The organism is Loktanella sp. M215, assembly GCF_021735925.1.
GTDB lineage: Bacteria > Pseudomonadota > Alphaproteobacteria > Rhodobacterales > Rhodobacteraceae > Loktanella.
The window spans coordinates 1-14,602 of record NZ_WMEA01000005.1; the positions used below are offsets into that span (position 1 = coordinate 1).

At 59.5% G+C, this 14,602-nt stretch carries 11 protein-coding genes and 6 pseudogenes; 11 read left to right on the forward strand and 6 right to left on the reverse strand.

All coding sequences use genetic code 11. From position 1 onward, the window contains the following. Window positions 1-11: 11 nt before the first annotated feature. A pseudogene (locus GLR48_RS22335) lies at window positions 12-768 on the forward strand (M23 family metallopeptidase); the annotation flags it as partial. Between the two features lie 3 nt (window positions 769-771). After that, window positions 772-1,232, forward strand: a pseudogene (locus GLR48_RS22340) (DUF411 domain-containing protein). Window positions 1,233-1,652: 420 nt separating this feature from the next. Here GLR48_RS22340 and GLR48_RS22350 read toward each other — a convergent pair. After that, window positions 1,653-2,326, reverse strand: a pseudogene (locus GLR48_RS22350) (L,D-transpeptidase). Between the two features lie 188 nt (window positions 2,327-2,514). Between GLR48_RS22350 and lspA the strand changes: the two are divergent. The 9 genes and pseudogenes from lspA (at window position 2,515) to GLR48_RS22390 (ending at window position 11,107) form a co-directional block, all read left to right on the forward strand. Then, a complete protein-coding gene (gene lspA, locus GLR48_RS22355) occupies window positions 2,515-3,000 on the forward strand; it encodes a signal peptidase II (RefSeq protein ID WP_237065860.1) in 486 nt (161 codons plus the stop codon). A 257-nt stretch (window positions 3,001-3,257) separates the two neighbouring features. Continuing rightward, window positions 3,258-3,587 (forward strand): hypothetical protein, encoded by a 330-nt coding sequence (locus tag GLR48_RS22360; protein ID WP_237065862.1) that lies wholly within the window; start codon window positions 3,258-3,260, stop codon window positions 3,585-3,587. A 330-nt stretch (window positions 3,588-3,917) separates the two neighbouring features. Continuing rightward, window positions 3,918-5,169 (forward strand): annotated as a pseudogene (locus tag GLR48_RS22365) (IS256 family transposase). 72 nt (window positions 5,170-5,241) lie between these two features. Further along, window positions 5,242-5,481, forward strand: coding sequence for a FixH family protein (locus GLR48_RS22370; RefSeq protein WP_237065864.1), 240 nt, complete (start codon window positions 5,242-5,244; stop codon window positions 5,479-5,481). A gap of 527 nt (window positions 5,482-6,008) precedes the next feature. Continuing rightward, window positions 6,009-6,242 (forward strand): annotated as a pseudogene (locus tag GLR48_RS26155) (efflux RND transporter periplasmic adaptor subunit); the annotation flags it as partial. Next, window positions 6,193-6,572: pseudogene (locus GLR48_RS26160) on the forward strand (efflux RND transporter periplasmic adaptor subunit); the annotation flags it as partial. The pseudogenes GLR48_RS26155 and GLR48_RS26160, both read left to right, overlap by 50 nt. A 45-nt stretch (window positions 6,573-6,617) precedes the next feature. Beyond that, the gene (locus GLR48_RS22380) at window positions 6,618-6,914 is read left to right on the forward strand and encodes a hypothetical protein (protein ID WP_237066286.1); all 297 of its coding nucleotides are present in this window, start codon (window positions 6,618-6,620) and stop codon (window positions 6,912-6,914) included. Beyond that, a complete protein-coding gene (locus GLR48_RS22385; protein WP_237065872.1) occupies window positions 6,911-10,135 on the forward strand; it encodes an efflux RND transporter permease subunit in 3,225 nt (1,074 codons plus the stop codon). Before GLR48_RS22380 ends, GLR48_RS22385 begins: the two co-directional genes overlap by 4 nt. Before the next feature lie 93 nt (window positions 10,136-10,228). Beyond that, entirely contained in the window at window positions 10,229-11,107 is an 879-nt protein-coding gene (locus tag GLR48_RS22390; protein ID WP_237065874.1) for an NAD(P)/FAD-dependent oxidoreductase, read from the forward strand. Between the two features lie 169 nt (window positions 11,108-11,276). Here the strand turns inward: GLR48_RS22390 and GLR48_RS22395 are convergent, their stop codons facing one another. The 5 genes from GLR48_RS22395 to GLR48_RS22415 all read right to left on the reverse strand — a co-directional run bounded on the left by GLR48_RS22395 (window position 11,277) and on the right by GLR48_RS22415 (window position 14,552). Next, complete coding sequence (locus tag GLR48_RS22395; protein WP_237065876.1) at window positions 11,277-11,639, reverse strand: potassium channel family protein; 363 nt, start codon at window positions 11,637-11,639, stop codon at window positions 11,277-11,279. A gap of 325 nt (window positions 11,640-11,964) precedes the next feature. Further along, window positions 11,965-13,206, reverse strand: a complete 1,242-nt coding sequence (locus GLR48_RS22400; protein WP_237065878.1) for an ABC transporter ATP-binding protein — start codon at window positions 13,204-13,206, stop codon at window positions 11,965-11,967. 154 nt (window positions 13,207-13,360) lie between these two features. Beyond that, a complete protein-coding gene (locus tag GLR48_RS22405; protein ID WP_237065880.1) occupies window positions 13,361-13,621 on the reverse strand; it encodes a hypothetical protein in 261 nt (86 codons plus the stop codon). A 122-nt stretch (window positions 13,622-13,743) separates the two neighbouring features. After that, complete coding sequence (locus GLR48_RS22410) at window positions 13,744-14,037, reverse strand: copper-binding protein (RefSeq protein WP_442915868.1); 294 nt, start codon at window positions 14,035-14,037, stop codon at window positions 13,744-13,746. A gap of 38 nt (window positions 14,038-14,075) precedes the next feature. Continuing rightward, window positions 14,076-14,552, reverse strand: a complete 477-nt coding sequence (locus GLR48_RS22415) for a cupredoxin domain-containing protein (RefSeq protein WP_237065882.1) — start codon at window positions 14,550-14,552, stop codon at window positions 14,076-14,078. Window positions 14,553-14,602: the final 50 nt, after the last annotated feature.

The window sequence follows — 14,602 nt, forward strand, 5'->3', positions numbered from 1 at the left end:
ACCCGCAATGATTTGCTGTCGATCTGGCTCAGATGTTGGGCGGTACCGTGATTCGTCGTGACCTGTCCGGTGGTGAAACACTGAAAGTGATGTGGCGCGAGGCACGGGTCGATGCAGTGATTGGCGAACCAGACATGACGTTTCAGCGGCTCTTGATCTCGGAGACGCGGGTCTTCGTGATCGTTTGGCCAGAAGATGGGTCGGGGAGAAATCATCTACCGCGATGGTGCCGTGATGCGGACCCCTCTTGAGGCAGCCGGTTGAGGGTGCGCGCGCCTGAAGTTCGGCCTACGGCCAGCGCAAGCACGGCATCCGGTTTTCGAAGAACACACGGATGCATACGGGCATCGATTTTGCGGCGGCACGCGGCACACCAGTGCAGGCAACAGCCCCAGGGACGCATCAGCTTCATCGGGACCGCGGCGGCTACGGCCGGACCGTAGAAATCGCACATGGATCAGACACCATGACCCGATACGCACACCTGAGTGCCGTACCCGAAGGGCTATCCACCGGCGACCGCGTCACAGCAGGCGATATCATCGGTAATGTTGGTGCCACTGGCACCGCCACCGGCCCAAATTTGCATTACGAAGTGCGCGTGAACGGTCGTCCTACAGATCCCACTCTCCGACGACCGGCTTAATGAGGCTTTGGAAGCCAAAGGCGATGATGCCGCGAACACAGGTACAATTGGCCTCCGCACGGTCTGGTCTGGAGCGAAGTCTGGCCAGCGCGCACGTCACAGAAACAAACGGAAGGCTTTGAAACATGAAACCACGTATCGCCGCTCTGATAGGGCACCCTCGCACTCTTTTCGGCCACGCAGGCCTTTTTGCAGAAGCGACTCCGATCAATGTGCAGAAAACCAATGGTTGCGGGTGCTGCCTCGCCTCTGGATGGAGCACCTCAAAGCCAATGGTTTTGCGCCAACGGGCGAAGATGTGAATGGTGGACTGCTCATTCGGTACAAGATGGAAAAATGGGGTCCCACAAAAATATGATGTCCTGCCACACCGCCATGGTTGATGGTTATATCATCGAAGGACATGTTCCCGCTGCTGACATCCGTCGCCTTTTACAGGATCGCCCGGATGCAGTCGGACTTGCCGTGCCGGATATGCCGCTTGGCTCGCGGTATGGATCAGGGGCGACGTGCGGACGCTTACGACGTCTTTCTCATCAACGACGACGGTTCCACGGACGTCTTTGCCAGCTATCCGGGAAACTGATTCATGCATCTTGTAATTTATCCAAGACAAACCGGTCAGACAGGCAACAATCTGACGACAATACATCAGACACGTGGTCGGCGGACACGAAACTGGGTTCAATCTGCTGGGGATCGGGTTGGCGCTGATCACCGTTGCAGCCTGTGCCAGACCGCTACCGCCTGTCCCGGCGGAACCACCATTTTTTCTCGCGGAGGTTCCGCCTGAGGTCGTCGCGATGGCAGCCCCCTACCAGAATCTGCAATTGGTACGGTTGAAGCCGGAAGATGGCTGTTACTGGTACCAACATGCAGGACCGGTCGAAACGACGCTCTTGCCATTGCGCACATCGGAGGGTCGCCAAATCTGCCTGCAACGTGAGGGTATGCCGCAGATCACAGGATGAGTAAGGGCATGCCCTGCCCACTCTGTGGTTTGATCTCAGGTTGTATGCGCCGTCATCGGGCCATCGCCTTCAGCCGGATAAAGGTGAGCCGTAACTCCCGTATTCACCTGCTCATAGAGATCGTTGATGTGCGGCATCACCATACGTACGCAGCCGGAACTTGCACGGCTGCCGATCGACCATGGTTGCGGCGTGCCGTGGATCCGCAGATAGGTGTCCCGATCCCCCAATGTAGAGATAGAGGGCCCGCGATCCGAGGGCGTTGCCCGGACCGGGTTCCTGACCGTCGGCGAACTGCGCATAGGTATCAGGCGAGCGTTCGATCATCGTCGCTGTCGGGGTCCAGTGCGGCCATTCGACCTTGCGCTTGATGGTGTAGATGCCCGGCTCATAAAGGCCGTCGCGACCGATGGCGACGCCGTAGCGCATGGCCGTTCCACCCTCTTCGATATGATAGAGATAACGCGCCACGGCATCGACATGAATGTCGCCGGGCAGAAGACCGGGCCGCGCCTCGACACGCTGCGGCAACAGGCGCGGATGCAATCCCCATGGGTTCGACGTGGTCGGGTTGTACCCGGGTGGGGTAACTTGCGCATCGGGCAGCTTTTTCCGCGCCGGTCGGCCACGTGTTCGCGAAGGCGGGCCCCGCAAGTGGAGCGGAGAACATGGCTGCGGTCGTCGCGATGAAATGGCGTCTGGTCAACATGTGGAAGTGTCCCCGGCAAGAAATATGATGGTCATGCCTTTGACAGCAATGAGTATGGTCCACCCAAAAGAGAAGGCGTCATCAATGTCCAGTCAAGTGACCGTGAAGCGAAAGGGTCTTATTTTGTCGGGTAAACCTGCGCGGGAGGTCATCGAGTGCCAGTCCTGAACACACGAAAAGCAGGGTTGATGGCGCTGTGCACGGCTTTGGTTACCGACCAAGTCTCGAAAACCATCGTGGCGATGAATGCTGATCGCCTCTCGGATGGCCTGCCGTTGCTCCCGGGGTTCAACCTGACATTTCTGCGAAATGATGGCGTTACATTCGGTCTGCTTGGCGATGTGCCATGGTGGGCGCTGGCACTTGTTGGCGTTGCCGTCTGCGGTCTGATTACAATGATGATGTGGCGCTCCACGCGGCGCATTGAGGCAATGGCTTACGGGCTGATTGTCGGAGGCGCACTCGGCAACATCATTGACCGGCTTCGGTTCGGGGCGGTTACGGATTTTCTGGATTTCTATGTTGGCAACACCCATTGGCCAGCGTTCAACATCGCTGATGTTGCGATCGTGACAGGTGTCGCCCTTTTTGTTTGTGCCGGAGACATCTTCCAGATTGTCGAAGGAGTGATAATACGCCGCATGAGCGTTGACGCGACATTTAAAATGATATGATGGGGCTGCAAGTACTCAAGGCACTTGCTGACACTGCTCCTGTTCATTTTTTGTTCCACTCCCGGACGCGCGCTGTTTCGGTGAACGAAAACTCTCAGGGCGGGACCACATTATCCGCGCGGCAGAAAATCTGACCCTATTTTTATGACAGCGCAGGTGATTATGTTTCAAAACGCGATCAGGGCATTGGCGCGGCACATCTGAGTTCAGCACAACGTGTCTTGTCGCATCGCCAGGTTTCCCCCATAGGATGCTTCATGTGGCAAAATCTGCGCCTTTTCCTGTTGGTACTGATGATCGGCCTGGGCTTGGCGCAGTCCAGTCAGGCGTCGATTTCAGCTGACAGTGCGTCTCATATGATGGCGATGCAGGAAGACTGCTGCCCTGACGACTGCCCGGACATGCCGGAGTGCAACGCGATCTGCGTCTCTTCAATACAGTGTCGTGCCATGCCATACGTGGCAGGGCCGACCCTTGCGCTTTCGCAAAGCCATCTGTTGTCAGAGCCTGCCAGGTTCCGGCCGGTAAGGCAGAACGATCGCCAGCAGTATGCCATGGAAGGCTTGCGTAAACCGCCAAAGATTTGATGGGACGGATGCTTCACGCACCCTGAACCTGCGCTTTTTCGTATTGTCATGACCAGTTCCGGTCGCGATGCAAAAGCGTGCCACCGCTGCCCGTCAAGACAGGCCTTTCATGCCCCATTTCATCTTCCGCATCCTTGCGGCCCTTGTGGTTTCGACCCCGTTGTCCGTGCCGATGGCACAGGCTGCCGCATCCGATTACAGCCTCGTTCTTGTCGAGACGACTTACCCGTTCGGTGAGGTACGCGCGAAAGTTGGTGATGCCCTGAGGGGCGGCATATCAAGGCGGTGTCGAGTCGCCGTCAATTCTCTGGTGAGAAAGGGATATGCCACATGTCAGAGACTACCATCACTCAACTGTCCGATCCATCGGGTTTTACATCTGACCCGTTCACTGACGTCCTGCGCGATGGAGCGCGCAAGCTGATCGAACAGGCGATCCACGCGGAACTGGCCGCGCTCATGAGCGCCTTTTCCGGGGAGAAACTCGAAGATGGGCGGGCGCGCCTAGTGCGCCACGGTCACTTACCGGAACGCGAGGTGATGACCGGCATTGGTCCAGTGCCCGTGAAGGTGCCGCGCGTGCGGGATCGGGGCGTAGGCGAAGACAAGGTCACCTTCACGCCCAGCATCCTGCCGCGGTATCTGCGTAAGGCAAAGTCGGTCGAGGATCTGCTGCCGTGGCTTTACCTCAAGGGCGTGTCCACGGGCGACTTCACCGAGGCGCTGGGGGCGCTGCTTGGCCCGAATGCCAAGGGCCTGTCTGCCAAGACCGTCACGCGGCTGAAGGCCGACTGGTGGAAAGACTACGAGGCCTGGCAGAAACGCGATCTCGGCAACCGGCGTTTTCTCTACATCTGGGCGGACGGGGTCTACTTCAAACCGCGCATGGCCGAGGAAAAACAATGTGTTCTGGTGATCATCGGGGCGGACGAATACGGCCGCAAAGAGCTGCTGGCGATGACCGATGGCTTCCGCGAAAGCACCCAGAGCTGGCGCGAGGTGCTGCTCGATCTCAAGCGCCGTGGCCTGAAACAGGACCCCCAAATTGGCTGTTGGCGACGGCGCCCTGGGGTTCTGGACGGCCCTGCGCGAGGTATTCGCGACGACGCGGGAGCAGCGTTGCTGGGTCCACAAGACCATGAACGTGCTGAACGCGCTCCCGAACTCCATCCAAGCCAAGGCGAAGGCGCATCTGCACGATATCTGGCAGGCCGCGACGAAAGCCGAAGCCAACGCCGCCTTCGATTTCTTCGTCGAAACCTATGGCGTGAAATGGGATAAGGCGGTGGCCAAGCTGGTCAAGGACAGGGACGCGCTTCTGACCTTCTACGACTTCCCGGCGGAACACTGGAAACACATCCGGACGTCAAACCCGATCGAGAGCACCTTCGCCACCGTCCGGCATCGCACGAAACGCACCAAGGGATGCCTGAGCCGAAAGACCGGTTTGGCCATGGCCTTCAAGCTGATGATGTCAGCGCAAAAGAAATGGCGCAAACTCGACGGCCAAAACCGCCTACCTGAGATCGTCCAAGGGATTGAGTTCCGAGACGGTATCCGTCACCTTCAAACCGCCGCCTGATCAAGCGTCACCAACTTTTGCCCATATCTCCCGTTCGGTGCTGGTGCGCTCCTCGATCTACGCCTGACCGACATGCGCACCGATACGCCGGTTGACAGTGCCGTCATCTTTGCCACTCGTCTGGATATGGAGCCGGACGGGATGGAGACGATGACAACCCCGGTGGTGGCTGTGCCAACCGGAGAGCCAGGTCAGTATCGCTTTTCCGCGGATCTGACGATGGATGGCAACTGGCGGTTTTCGGTCGCGGCCAAGGTGCAGGGCGAAGCGGAAACAGTGCAGGCGCAGATCGTGATCGAGGTGCAGCCATGAGCGTCCTCGGAAAGGTCGTGCTGATTGGCATTGTCGGCGGAGCGGCGGGGTGGGCCGGTCTTGAGGCCGGCGACAGGGGCTGGACACCGGCGACACTTGCGGACGGGGTAAGGACGCAGGTCGCTGCCGTGACGGGAACAAAAGCCGAAGCGATGACTGCCGCGGCCCCGGAGGCGTCAGGTCCTGTCATCTACTACCGCCACCCGGACGGTGTGGCGGACTGGTCTGCCAAGCCTGCAACGACGCCCGATGGCCGGTCCTTTATACCGGTCTTCGCCAGCGAGGATGTATCCTTCGATCCAGCGGTAGCCGAAACGGTTGCGGCGGATGGCGGCGAGCGCACCGTCCTTTACTATCGACACCCCATGGGTCTGCCAGACACGTCACCCGTGCCGAAACTGGACTCGATGGGCATGGATTACCTTCCTGTCTTCGCCGACGAGGCAAGCGACGCCGGAACGGTCACCGTCTCACCGGGAAAACTGCAGCGTACCGGTGTGCGCACGACACTCGCGGCGCTGGCCCCCATGGCCACGACCATTCGCGCACCGGGCATCGTAGCGCTGGATGATCGCAGGGTCAGTGTCATCGCATTACGCGCCGATGCCTTTATTGAAACCGTGGAGGATGTGACGACTGGATCGCATGTCGTCGCGGGTGCACCGCTGGCGACGCTCTATTCGCCCGATGTGGCCGCCGCTGCAGCGCTTTATGTATCGGACCTGCGCAACGGGGAGGCACGCGCCGACGGCAGCCGCCAGCGACTGGCCAACTTCGGGGGTGCCCGCTATCGTGATCGACCAGATTGCGGCAGACCGGCGCGCACCGGTGAGCATTCCTCTGACGGCCCCGCGATCTGGCGTCGTGCTGGAAAGGATGGCTGTCGAAGGCATGATGTCCGGTGCGGGCGAGACGCTGTTTCGGATCGCCGATACATCCATGGTCTGGATCATGGCCGATGTCCCTGAACGTGCGGTGATGGGGCTGACCCGCGGCGATGCGGCGACGATCACCTTCCGGGCCTGCAAGGGGAAACCTTTGTCGGCGTCGTCGACGAGATCTACCCACAGGTGGATATGCAGACCCGGACGGCGCGGGTCCGTATCGATTTGGCCAACCCGGACGGACGGCTGTTGGTGAACTTGTTTGCAGACGTAGCACTGGCAAGCGGCGACGGGACACCCGTGGTGCAGGTGCCGGAAACGGCGGTGATCGACACCGGTGACAGACAAGTGGTGATACGCGATCTTGGCGATGGCAAGTTTGCACCGCAGGATGTCGTCGTGGGCCGGCAGAACGCCGGGATGATCGAGGTCCAGGACGGCATCGCGGCCGGTGACCGCGTCGTGACCACCTCGACGTTTCTGATCGACGCGGAAAGCAATCTGAATGCAGCGCTCGCGGCATTGACCGCACCGGAGGCGGACCAATGATCGGCCGCATCATCGCCTGGTCGGCCCGCAATCTGGTCCTCGTATTCTTTGCCACCGCACTGATCGTGGCCGCCGGCGTCTGGTCGCTCCGGTCCCTGCCCATCGACGCCATTCCTGATCTGTCAGATGTACAGGTCATCGTTCTGACGGATTATCCGGGGCAGGCCCCGCAGGTGGTCGAAGATCAGGTCACCTATCCGCTTACGTCGGCCATGCTCACGGTGCCGCGGTCCCGCGTCGTGCGGGGGTTCTCGTTCTTTGGTATTTCCTTTGTCTACATCATCTTTGAGGATGGCGTGGATCCTTACTGGGCGCGCAGCCGTGTGCTGGAATATCTGAACGCTGCAGCGGCCCGCCTCCCTGACGGGGTGACGCCCGCCTTAGGGCCCGACGCCACCGGGGTGGGATGGGTCTACCAATACGCGATCACTGGGGAAAACCTGTCGCTCGCCGAATTGCGGTCGCTGCAGGACTGGGTCGTCCGCTACGGTGCCAGCCGGGCCGACGGCGTGTCAGAGGTGGCCAGCGTCGGTGGTTTCGTCAAACAATACTCCGTAACGGTCGATCCGGTGCGGATGCGCGCACAGGGGGTCACCCTCTCGGATATCGGGAGCGCTATCGCCTCGAGCAACATGGACACAGGCGGTCGGACGGTGGAGTTGTCCGAATTCGAGTTCATGGTGCGCGGACGGGGCTATCTGTCTGGCACAGAGGATATCGGTAATATCACCTTGCGAAGCGTCGCGGGGGTGCCGATCAGCCTGAAGAATGTGGCCCGCGTCGAAATCGTGCCCAACGAACGCCGTGGCATCGCCGAGCTGAACGGCGACGGAGAGGTCGCCAGCGGCATTGTCCTGCAGCGGGTGGGTGCGAATGCGCTGGATGTGATCGACAATGCCAAGGCTGAACTGGACACCGTGGCCCAAAGCCTACCGGACGGTGTTGAGATCGTGCCGGTTTACGATCGGTCCGAGTTGATCCTGTCGGCGTTCAAAACGCTCAAGACCACGTTGCTGGAGGAAAGCCTTGTCGTGGCGGGGGTGACGATCCTGTTCCTGCTGCACGTCCGCTCAGCGCTGGTTGCCATCATCATGTTGCCCGTCGGGCTGCTCATGGCCTTCACGGCGATGAAGTTTCTCGGGATCGGGGGGAACATCATGAGCCTTGGCGGTATCGCCATCGCCATCGGTGCCATGATCGACGCCGCCATCGTGATGATCGAGAACGCGCACAAGCATCTGGAACGCGCAGATCCCGACACGCCACGCCTCGAAGTGCTGATCGAGGCCGCGACGGAAGTCGGTCCGGCTCTGTTCTTCAGCCTGCTGATCATCACCGTGTCGTTCCTGCCGATCTTTGCGCTGGAGGGCCAGGAGGGACGCATGTTCGGACCGTTGGCCTACACCAAGACATTTTCCATGGCGGCAGCGGCGTTCCTGTCGGTCACGCTGGTGCCTGCACTCATGGTGGTTTTTGTGCGGGGGCGGATCATACCGGAACACAGGAACCCAGTGAACCGGGCGCTGATTGCCGTCTACCGCCCGATCATCCGTGCCGTGCTGAAGGCAAAGACGCTAACGATCATCGTGGCGCTGGCAGCACTGGCCGTCACCATTTGGCCAGCGCGGCAACTGGGGTCGGAATTCATGCCGGTCCTCAACGAGGGCACCTTGATGTACATGCCGACCACTTTGCCGGGACTGTCAGTGACAAAGGCAGCTGAACTGATGCAGACCCAGGACCGCATCATCAAGTCCTTCCCGGAAGTCTTGTCCGTCTTCGGCAAGGCAGGCCGCGCCCTGACGGCCACCGATCCTGCACCGACGGAGATGTTCGAGACGATCATCCAGCTCCGCCCCGAGGCAGAATGGCGCCCCGGCGTGACGACCGAAAGCCTGCGGCAGGAGATGGATGCCGCACTGCAGTTTCCCGGCGTCTCCAACGCCTGGACCATGCCGATCCGCGCCCGGATCGACATGCTGTCGACGGGCATCCGGACACCTGTCGGTATCAAGGTGTTTGGCACCAGCCTGACGGAGATGGAAAAGGTCGCCCGTGAGGTCGAGGCGGTCGTGCGCACCGTTCCGGGCACGACCAGTGCCTACGCCGAACGTGTGATCGGAGGCTACTATCTCGACATCACGCCGGACCGCGCGGCTCTGGGGCGATACGGCCTGTCGGTTCAGGACGTCCAGGAGGTGATCGGCATGGCGCTTGGTGCCAAGGCGATCACGCAGACCGTCGAGGGACGCGAGCGCTATGACGTCGCCGTCCGATATCCGGCAGCACTGCGGTCGGACCCCGACGCGATCGCACGCGAAGTGCAGGTTGCATTGCCGGGCGGCGGCACGGTGCCCTTGGGTGATGTGGCCAAGATCGAACGCACACGCGGCGCCACCTCGATCCGCACGGAAAACGGCCAGTTGGCGGTCTATATTTTCGTCGACATCGCCGGCCGCGATCTGGGTGGCTACGTGGCCGACGCGCAGGCGGCGGTCGCGGCGTCCGTGACGCTTCCACCGGGTTATTCACTGGGCTGGAGCGGTCAGTTTGAGTACCTTGAGCGCGCCAAGGCGCGACTGGCGACAGTCGTACCGCTGACCTTGGCAGTGATCTTCCTGCTCCTCTACCTGAACTTCCGACGTTTGACCGAAACCCTGATCGTCATGCTGTCGCTGCCCTTCGCCCTTGTCGGTGGTATCTGGCTGATGTGGTTCATGGGCTTCAACATGTCGGTCGCCGTAGCCGTCGGGTTCATCGCACTGGCTGGTGTCGCAGCAGAAACCGGGGTCATCATGCTCATCTACCTCGATCATGCACTTATTGAAGCGCGTGTTCGCGTAGGTGGCCGCGATCTGACCCGCGACGAACTTTATGCCGCCATCATGGTCGGCGCGGTGGACCGTGTCCGTCCCAAGATGATGACCGTTGTCGCAATCATGGCGGGCCTGATGCCGATCCTCTGGGCTCATGGCACCGGTTCGGAAATCATGCAGCGTATTGCCGTGCCGATGATTGGGGGGAATGGTTTCATCGACGCTACTGACCCTGATCGTCATTCCGGCGGTATATGGCATCATCAAGGGATGGAGACTCGAGACAGTGAGCGAGGCTTCGCCTCAGACGACAGAGCAACCGGCAGAATGACACCCGTGGGACGGGAAAAATGCCCCGGATATCGAACGCGATTTCGAGGTCAACTCTGGACGAAGGATGGATAGGGACTGCATCTGATCTCGACATCACCGCAACACGTCCATCCGCGTGATGGGCTCCGGCCACTATGAGCCGCATACAAAAAGGGAAAACGGAACATGAAAGATTGCGTTATCATTGGTGGCGGTCCGGCGGGTCTGACCGCCGCACTTTACCTCGCGCGATTTCTGCACAGCGTCACGGTATTTGATGCGCGCGGGGGCCGGGCCAGAATGATCCCGAAGACGCATAACTTTGCACCTTTTCCTGACGGCATTTCCGGGCCCGACCTTCTGGACCGGATGCAATCGCATGCCGAGCGTTACGGTGCCGTCATCGAGACCTGTACCGTTGAAGCCGTCGAAAGGCAGGATGATGGCTTTTGCGTCACGACTGACCGGGGGAGTGAGACTGCAAGATATGTCATATTTGCAGCGGGCGTTGTGAACCACAGGCCACCCCTGCCCGACCCCGTTCATGATCGCGGCGTGGCTAGAGGATTGATCCGTTATTGCCCGGTCTGTGATGCGTACGAGGTCCGCGATAAACGCATCGCGGTTCTGGGAAGTGGCACACACGGTCTCGCAGAGGCTCGCTTCATCCGTGACTATTCATCCACGGTCACACTCATTCGGCCGACTGGAGACCGTCCTCTTTCGGCGGACAAAATTCATGTCCCGGATTCACCGATGAGCAGCCTGTCGCTGTCGGAGTCGGAGGTCATCGTCACGCTGGAAGACAGCACCGTCGCGCATTTTGACACGCTCTACGTCGCTCTTGGTACATCCGCCTGTTCCAAGCTCGCGGAAACACTGGGCGCGCCACTCACTAAAGATGGGTGCATTGTGACTGATGTCCAACGTAAAACCAGCATCGACGGGGTCTATGCGATCGGTGACATCACCGACGGGCTCGATCAGATCGCGCACGCGATGGGTCAGGCCGCCATCGCGGCCACGGCAATTCACAATGACATGTCGGAAAAGGATCAACTTTGATTGGAATCGCAGTCGATTGTTTATCTCTCGACGGCCCTCCTTGCAACATGAGGGGCTGGCCATTGTGAGCGGCAACTGTGCCCAGGCCAGTACGCGAAGCGGCAAGGTTAAGCGTCGGTGCGCGGTCGGAACTGCACCTGACAGCAAGGCCCGGGTATCGGTTCGGTTTTCAGGAACTATTTTTGACGCCGACGCGGGGCGGGTTTCCTGACATGACCTGGAGCACGTAGCTGCCTGACGCGGTGATCATCAGAAACCCGACGAAGGCTTCAATGCCACCGATAAACCTCAGATGTCCCAAAGGTGTAATATCGCCACGTCCCAGCGTGGTGAAGTTTACCAGAGAGAAGTAAAAATAGTCCATCCACGACATCGGCTGATCGGTATCGAAAGAACCGATGTGGCTGATTTTGTCTGCGAACCAGAACCCGATCGCAAAGGCACCTGCCTCGAATATGTGCGCCAGAGTGATCGATACGACTGCCAGAGCGAGCCCGCGATAGCAGGGGCATCCCCACTGGATAAGTTTCATGCTGACCTCCCGAAGGACCAGATAGTGGACCGTCAGCGTTAAAAGTATGAGAGTCGTGCTTATCATTATGGCCGTCAGCATTGTTTTCTGATCCCGTTGTTTCGTGCTGCGACCTCATCAGGGTCTCGCGCTTCACCGATGTCGCCTGGAGTATCGGCGACCCTGTGCTGCGGTACAATCGTGACAATACTCCGGTTTTGTCGCTCATGTGTACCCTGTGCAGCGTCTGAACTGCCAGATTGTACCCCCGGGCCGGTCAGGCATTGGCCGATGAGGAGGACGCGCGGAAGTCGCCGGACGTATCGTTCGCGCGATCAGACCGACGTCAGGCGGCGGATGCACTGGCTTCGACCCGGTACGGTGCTGCGTTGACGGTCTGAATGGCCGTGATCGATGATCGGGGTGTGAAGAAATTCATGATTTCGGCGTAGCGAATCCTGGTGTCCTCGAGCGCCTGATAGTACGCAAACAGCTCTTTCAGAGGCGCAGAAAAGTCTTTGTGTGCCGCGAGTACGGCGACGAGAGCGCCGAGGCTGATGCGGCCCTCGATCACGAAGTAGCCGCCAAGGGAATAGAAGAGAAACGGTGTCAGTGACGTCAGGAAGTTGTTCAGCGCCTTGATGAAAAATTTGAGCCTGAAGATGCGCCGGCGGATGCGTTCAAGATCCCGCAGGCTCGCCGCAATGCGTGAGATGTCGCCCTTACCCTTCATATCGGACAAAAGCTGATCGCCAAGGGTGCGCCCAAGACAGCGCACTTCCTTGATCCTGGTCCGCGACAGAGCGTTCACGCGCCTTTGGAGTTTTGGCAGAAGGATCAGCTGCAGCGGCAGGATCGTCAGTGCGGCCGCTCCGAGAAGCGGATCCTGAACGAACATGAAGAGCAGGATCGTCGCCAGTGTCCCACCTTGGAGAATGGGCAGCGCCAGAACATCGGCTGCAAAGCCTCCGATCGGTTCGACTTCCTGCGCCAGGATTGGGATGATTTCGCTTTGTCGCGCAGTTGTCGGGTCGCTCCGCCACTGCCGGTAAATCAGAAGTCGCAACCGCCGCAACACGCGTTCGGCCACGAACCCTTTGAAGACATTCAGAACGTATTTGTTGCCCCCGTTCAGGACGATGGCAACAAGGTATAGCCCGCAGAGCATCAACAGAAATTCGACCTGGTTCAGCGGCAGGCCCATGAAGTTTGCGGGGAAATTACTGGAGTTGAGGGCGTTGTTGACGATTTTCTTCGGCAACTCCAGCGTGACATAGAGAATGGGCATGGACAGCAAGCTCAGGCCAATCATCGCTGCCTGCTGCAGTCTCGAGTAGCGCAGCACGGTGACGACCAGACTTGGATCGAGCCCGCGGACATGTTGGCGCGACGGCCCGGTCGTTCCGCGACGTCGCCAGATCCGCACGACCGCCAGGATCAGGAAATAAATCAGGACGACGCTGAGCAGCGCCGGGGCCAGGACGAGGATCAGGTGGATGAACGGATGAATCCAGTCCGGGGCGCTGTCGTCGTATTGAAATCCGAACACGACGGCCACATCGTGCACAATCTGGTGGTAACTGGTCATGCCTGCCTCTTTTCTTGTCGTGCGGCATTATGGTGCTGCCGTTTCGGACAAATGGATTCCGCCGTATCTCTTCAGACTGAAGTAGATTTCGGCCTGCGGAAGAGAGGGCGCCCACGGCACGCAGACGCCCCACACTCCTCCGTCAACGACGGTTTCAGTCGTTGCGACTTGGAGCGTCGACGATGCCGGTTGTGTGGATGTTGGTCACTTCGATGACGTCATCCGGCGCCAGGTTCTTGCGAACCAGTTCCTTGTAGGGAAAGAGATCACCCGCCCTGACTTGGTGCGTGTGCTCGGCCACGACGGCTGAGACTGGGTCATGGGATCCGTCATGGCTGCTTTCGGCAGACGCGACACCGGACAGACCGGCGATCAAAACCGCGGCCGTCAGAGTAGACGTAAAGATCGTTTTCATGATAGGTCGACTTTCATGTGAGTATTGCCGGAGCCCGATGTGGTGAGACGCTGAGGACCCCGTGCGAGAAAATAAGTGAATTGAGCCCCGCTCTGCAAAGCGGGGCTCAATTTTTATGTGGTTCAGTCTTTCAGCTCGACGACGGTCAGCTTGCCTTCGACGCGGTCGGCGACGAATTCAATGTCCTGACCTTCCGACAGTTTGGCCATCATGTCTTCATCGGCGCGGAACACCATCGTCATGGCGGGCATGCCGAGGTTGACCAGTTCTTCGTGAACGATGGTGACTTTGCCCGCTTCAGCATCCAGCGCCTTGACGGACCCTTTGGTATAGGCCGCGTCCTGCGCGAACAGGGCGGTCGAGGTGCCGATGACAAGTGTTGCTGCGGCGAGGGTCGAGAGAATGATCTTTTTCATGGTGTTTTCCTTGTGTGAGATTTGGGTGTTGCGAGTGTTCAGTTGACGACGACAGGGCTGAACATGCCGGATTCGTAGTGGCCGAGGATCAGGCAGGCGTATTCGAATGTGCCTGCGTTGGCGAAGGTCCAGATGACCTCTCCCGATGCGCCCGGCACCAGTCTTACGGCGTTCGGGTCGGCGTGTTCCATTTCAGGAAACTCTTCCATCAGGCCTTTGTGCTCCTGATTTTTTTCGGGCGTATCGAGAACGAATTCATGCTCTTGTTGGCCCGCATTGGTGATGACGAATTTGACGGTTTCACCTTTTGTGAACGACACGTCACGCGGCGCGTACAGCATCTGGCCGTCGTCCGTTTCGGTCATCGTCACTTCGACCGTGCGGTCGATGTGGCTTGCGTCGCCGGGTTTACCGACGGCCATCTCGTCGCCATGGCCACCTTCGTGGCTGCCCGCTGCAAAGGCGGGTGCCGCCAGCAAAAGTGTGATTGTCGTAAGAATAGTCAGTCTGCTCATGGTTTCTCCAGTGTGTGTCGGGGTCGCGGGGTTTGCAGCGGTCTTTTAGC

Excerpts from the sequence above, each read along its gene's own strand:
- lspA (WP_237065860.1), top strand. The coding sequence starts at position 2,515 with ATGGCGCTGTGCACGGCTTTGGTTACCGACCAAGTCTCGAAAACCATC.
- GLR48_RS22360 (WP_237065862.1), top strand. The coding sequence starts at position 3,258 with ATGTGGCAAAATCTGCGCCTTTTCCTGTTGGTACTGATGATCGGCCTG.
- GLR48_RS22370 (WP_237065864.1), top strand. The coding sequence starts at position 5,242 with ATGCGCACCGATACGCCGGTTGACAGTGCCGTCATCTTTGCCACTCGT.
- GLR48_RS22385 (WP_237065872.1), top strand. The coding sequence starts at position 6,911 with ATGATCGGCCGCATCATCGCCTGGTCGGCCCGCAATCTGGTCCTCGTA.
- GLR48_RS22390 (WP_237065874.1), top strand. The coding sequence starts at position 10,229 with ATGAAAGATTGCGTTATCATTGGTGGCGGTCCGGCGGGTCTGACCGCC.
- GLR48_RS22395 (WP_237065876.1), bottom strand. The coding sequence starts at position 11,639 with ATGAAACTTATCCAGTGGGGATGCCCCTGCTATCGCGGGCTCGCTCTG.
- GLR48_RS22400 (WP_237065878.1), bottom strand. The coding sequence starts at position 13,206 with ATGACCAGTTACCACCAGATTGTGCACGATGTGGCCGTCGTGTTCGGA.
- GLR48_RS22405 (WP_237065880.1), bottom strand. The coding sequence starts at position 13,621 with ATGAAAACGATCTTTACGTCTACTCTGACGGCCGCGGTTTTGATCGCC.
- GLR48_RS22410 (WP_442915868.1), bottom strand. The coding sequence starts at position 14,037 with ATGAAAAAGATCATTCTCTCGACCCTCGCCGCAGCAACACTTGTCATC.
- GLR48_RS22415 (WP_237065882.1), bottom strand. The coding sequence starts at position 14,552 with ATGAGCAGACTGACTATTCTTACGACAATCACACTTTTGCTGGCGGCA.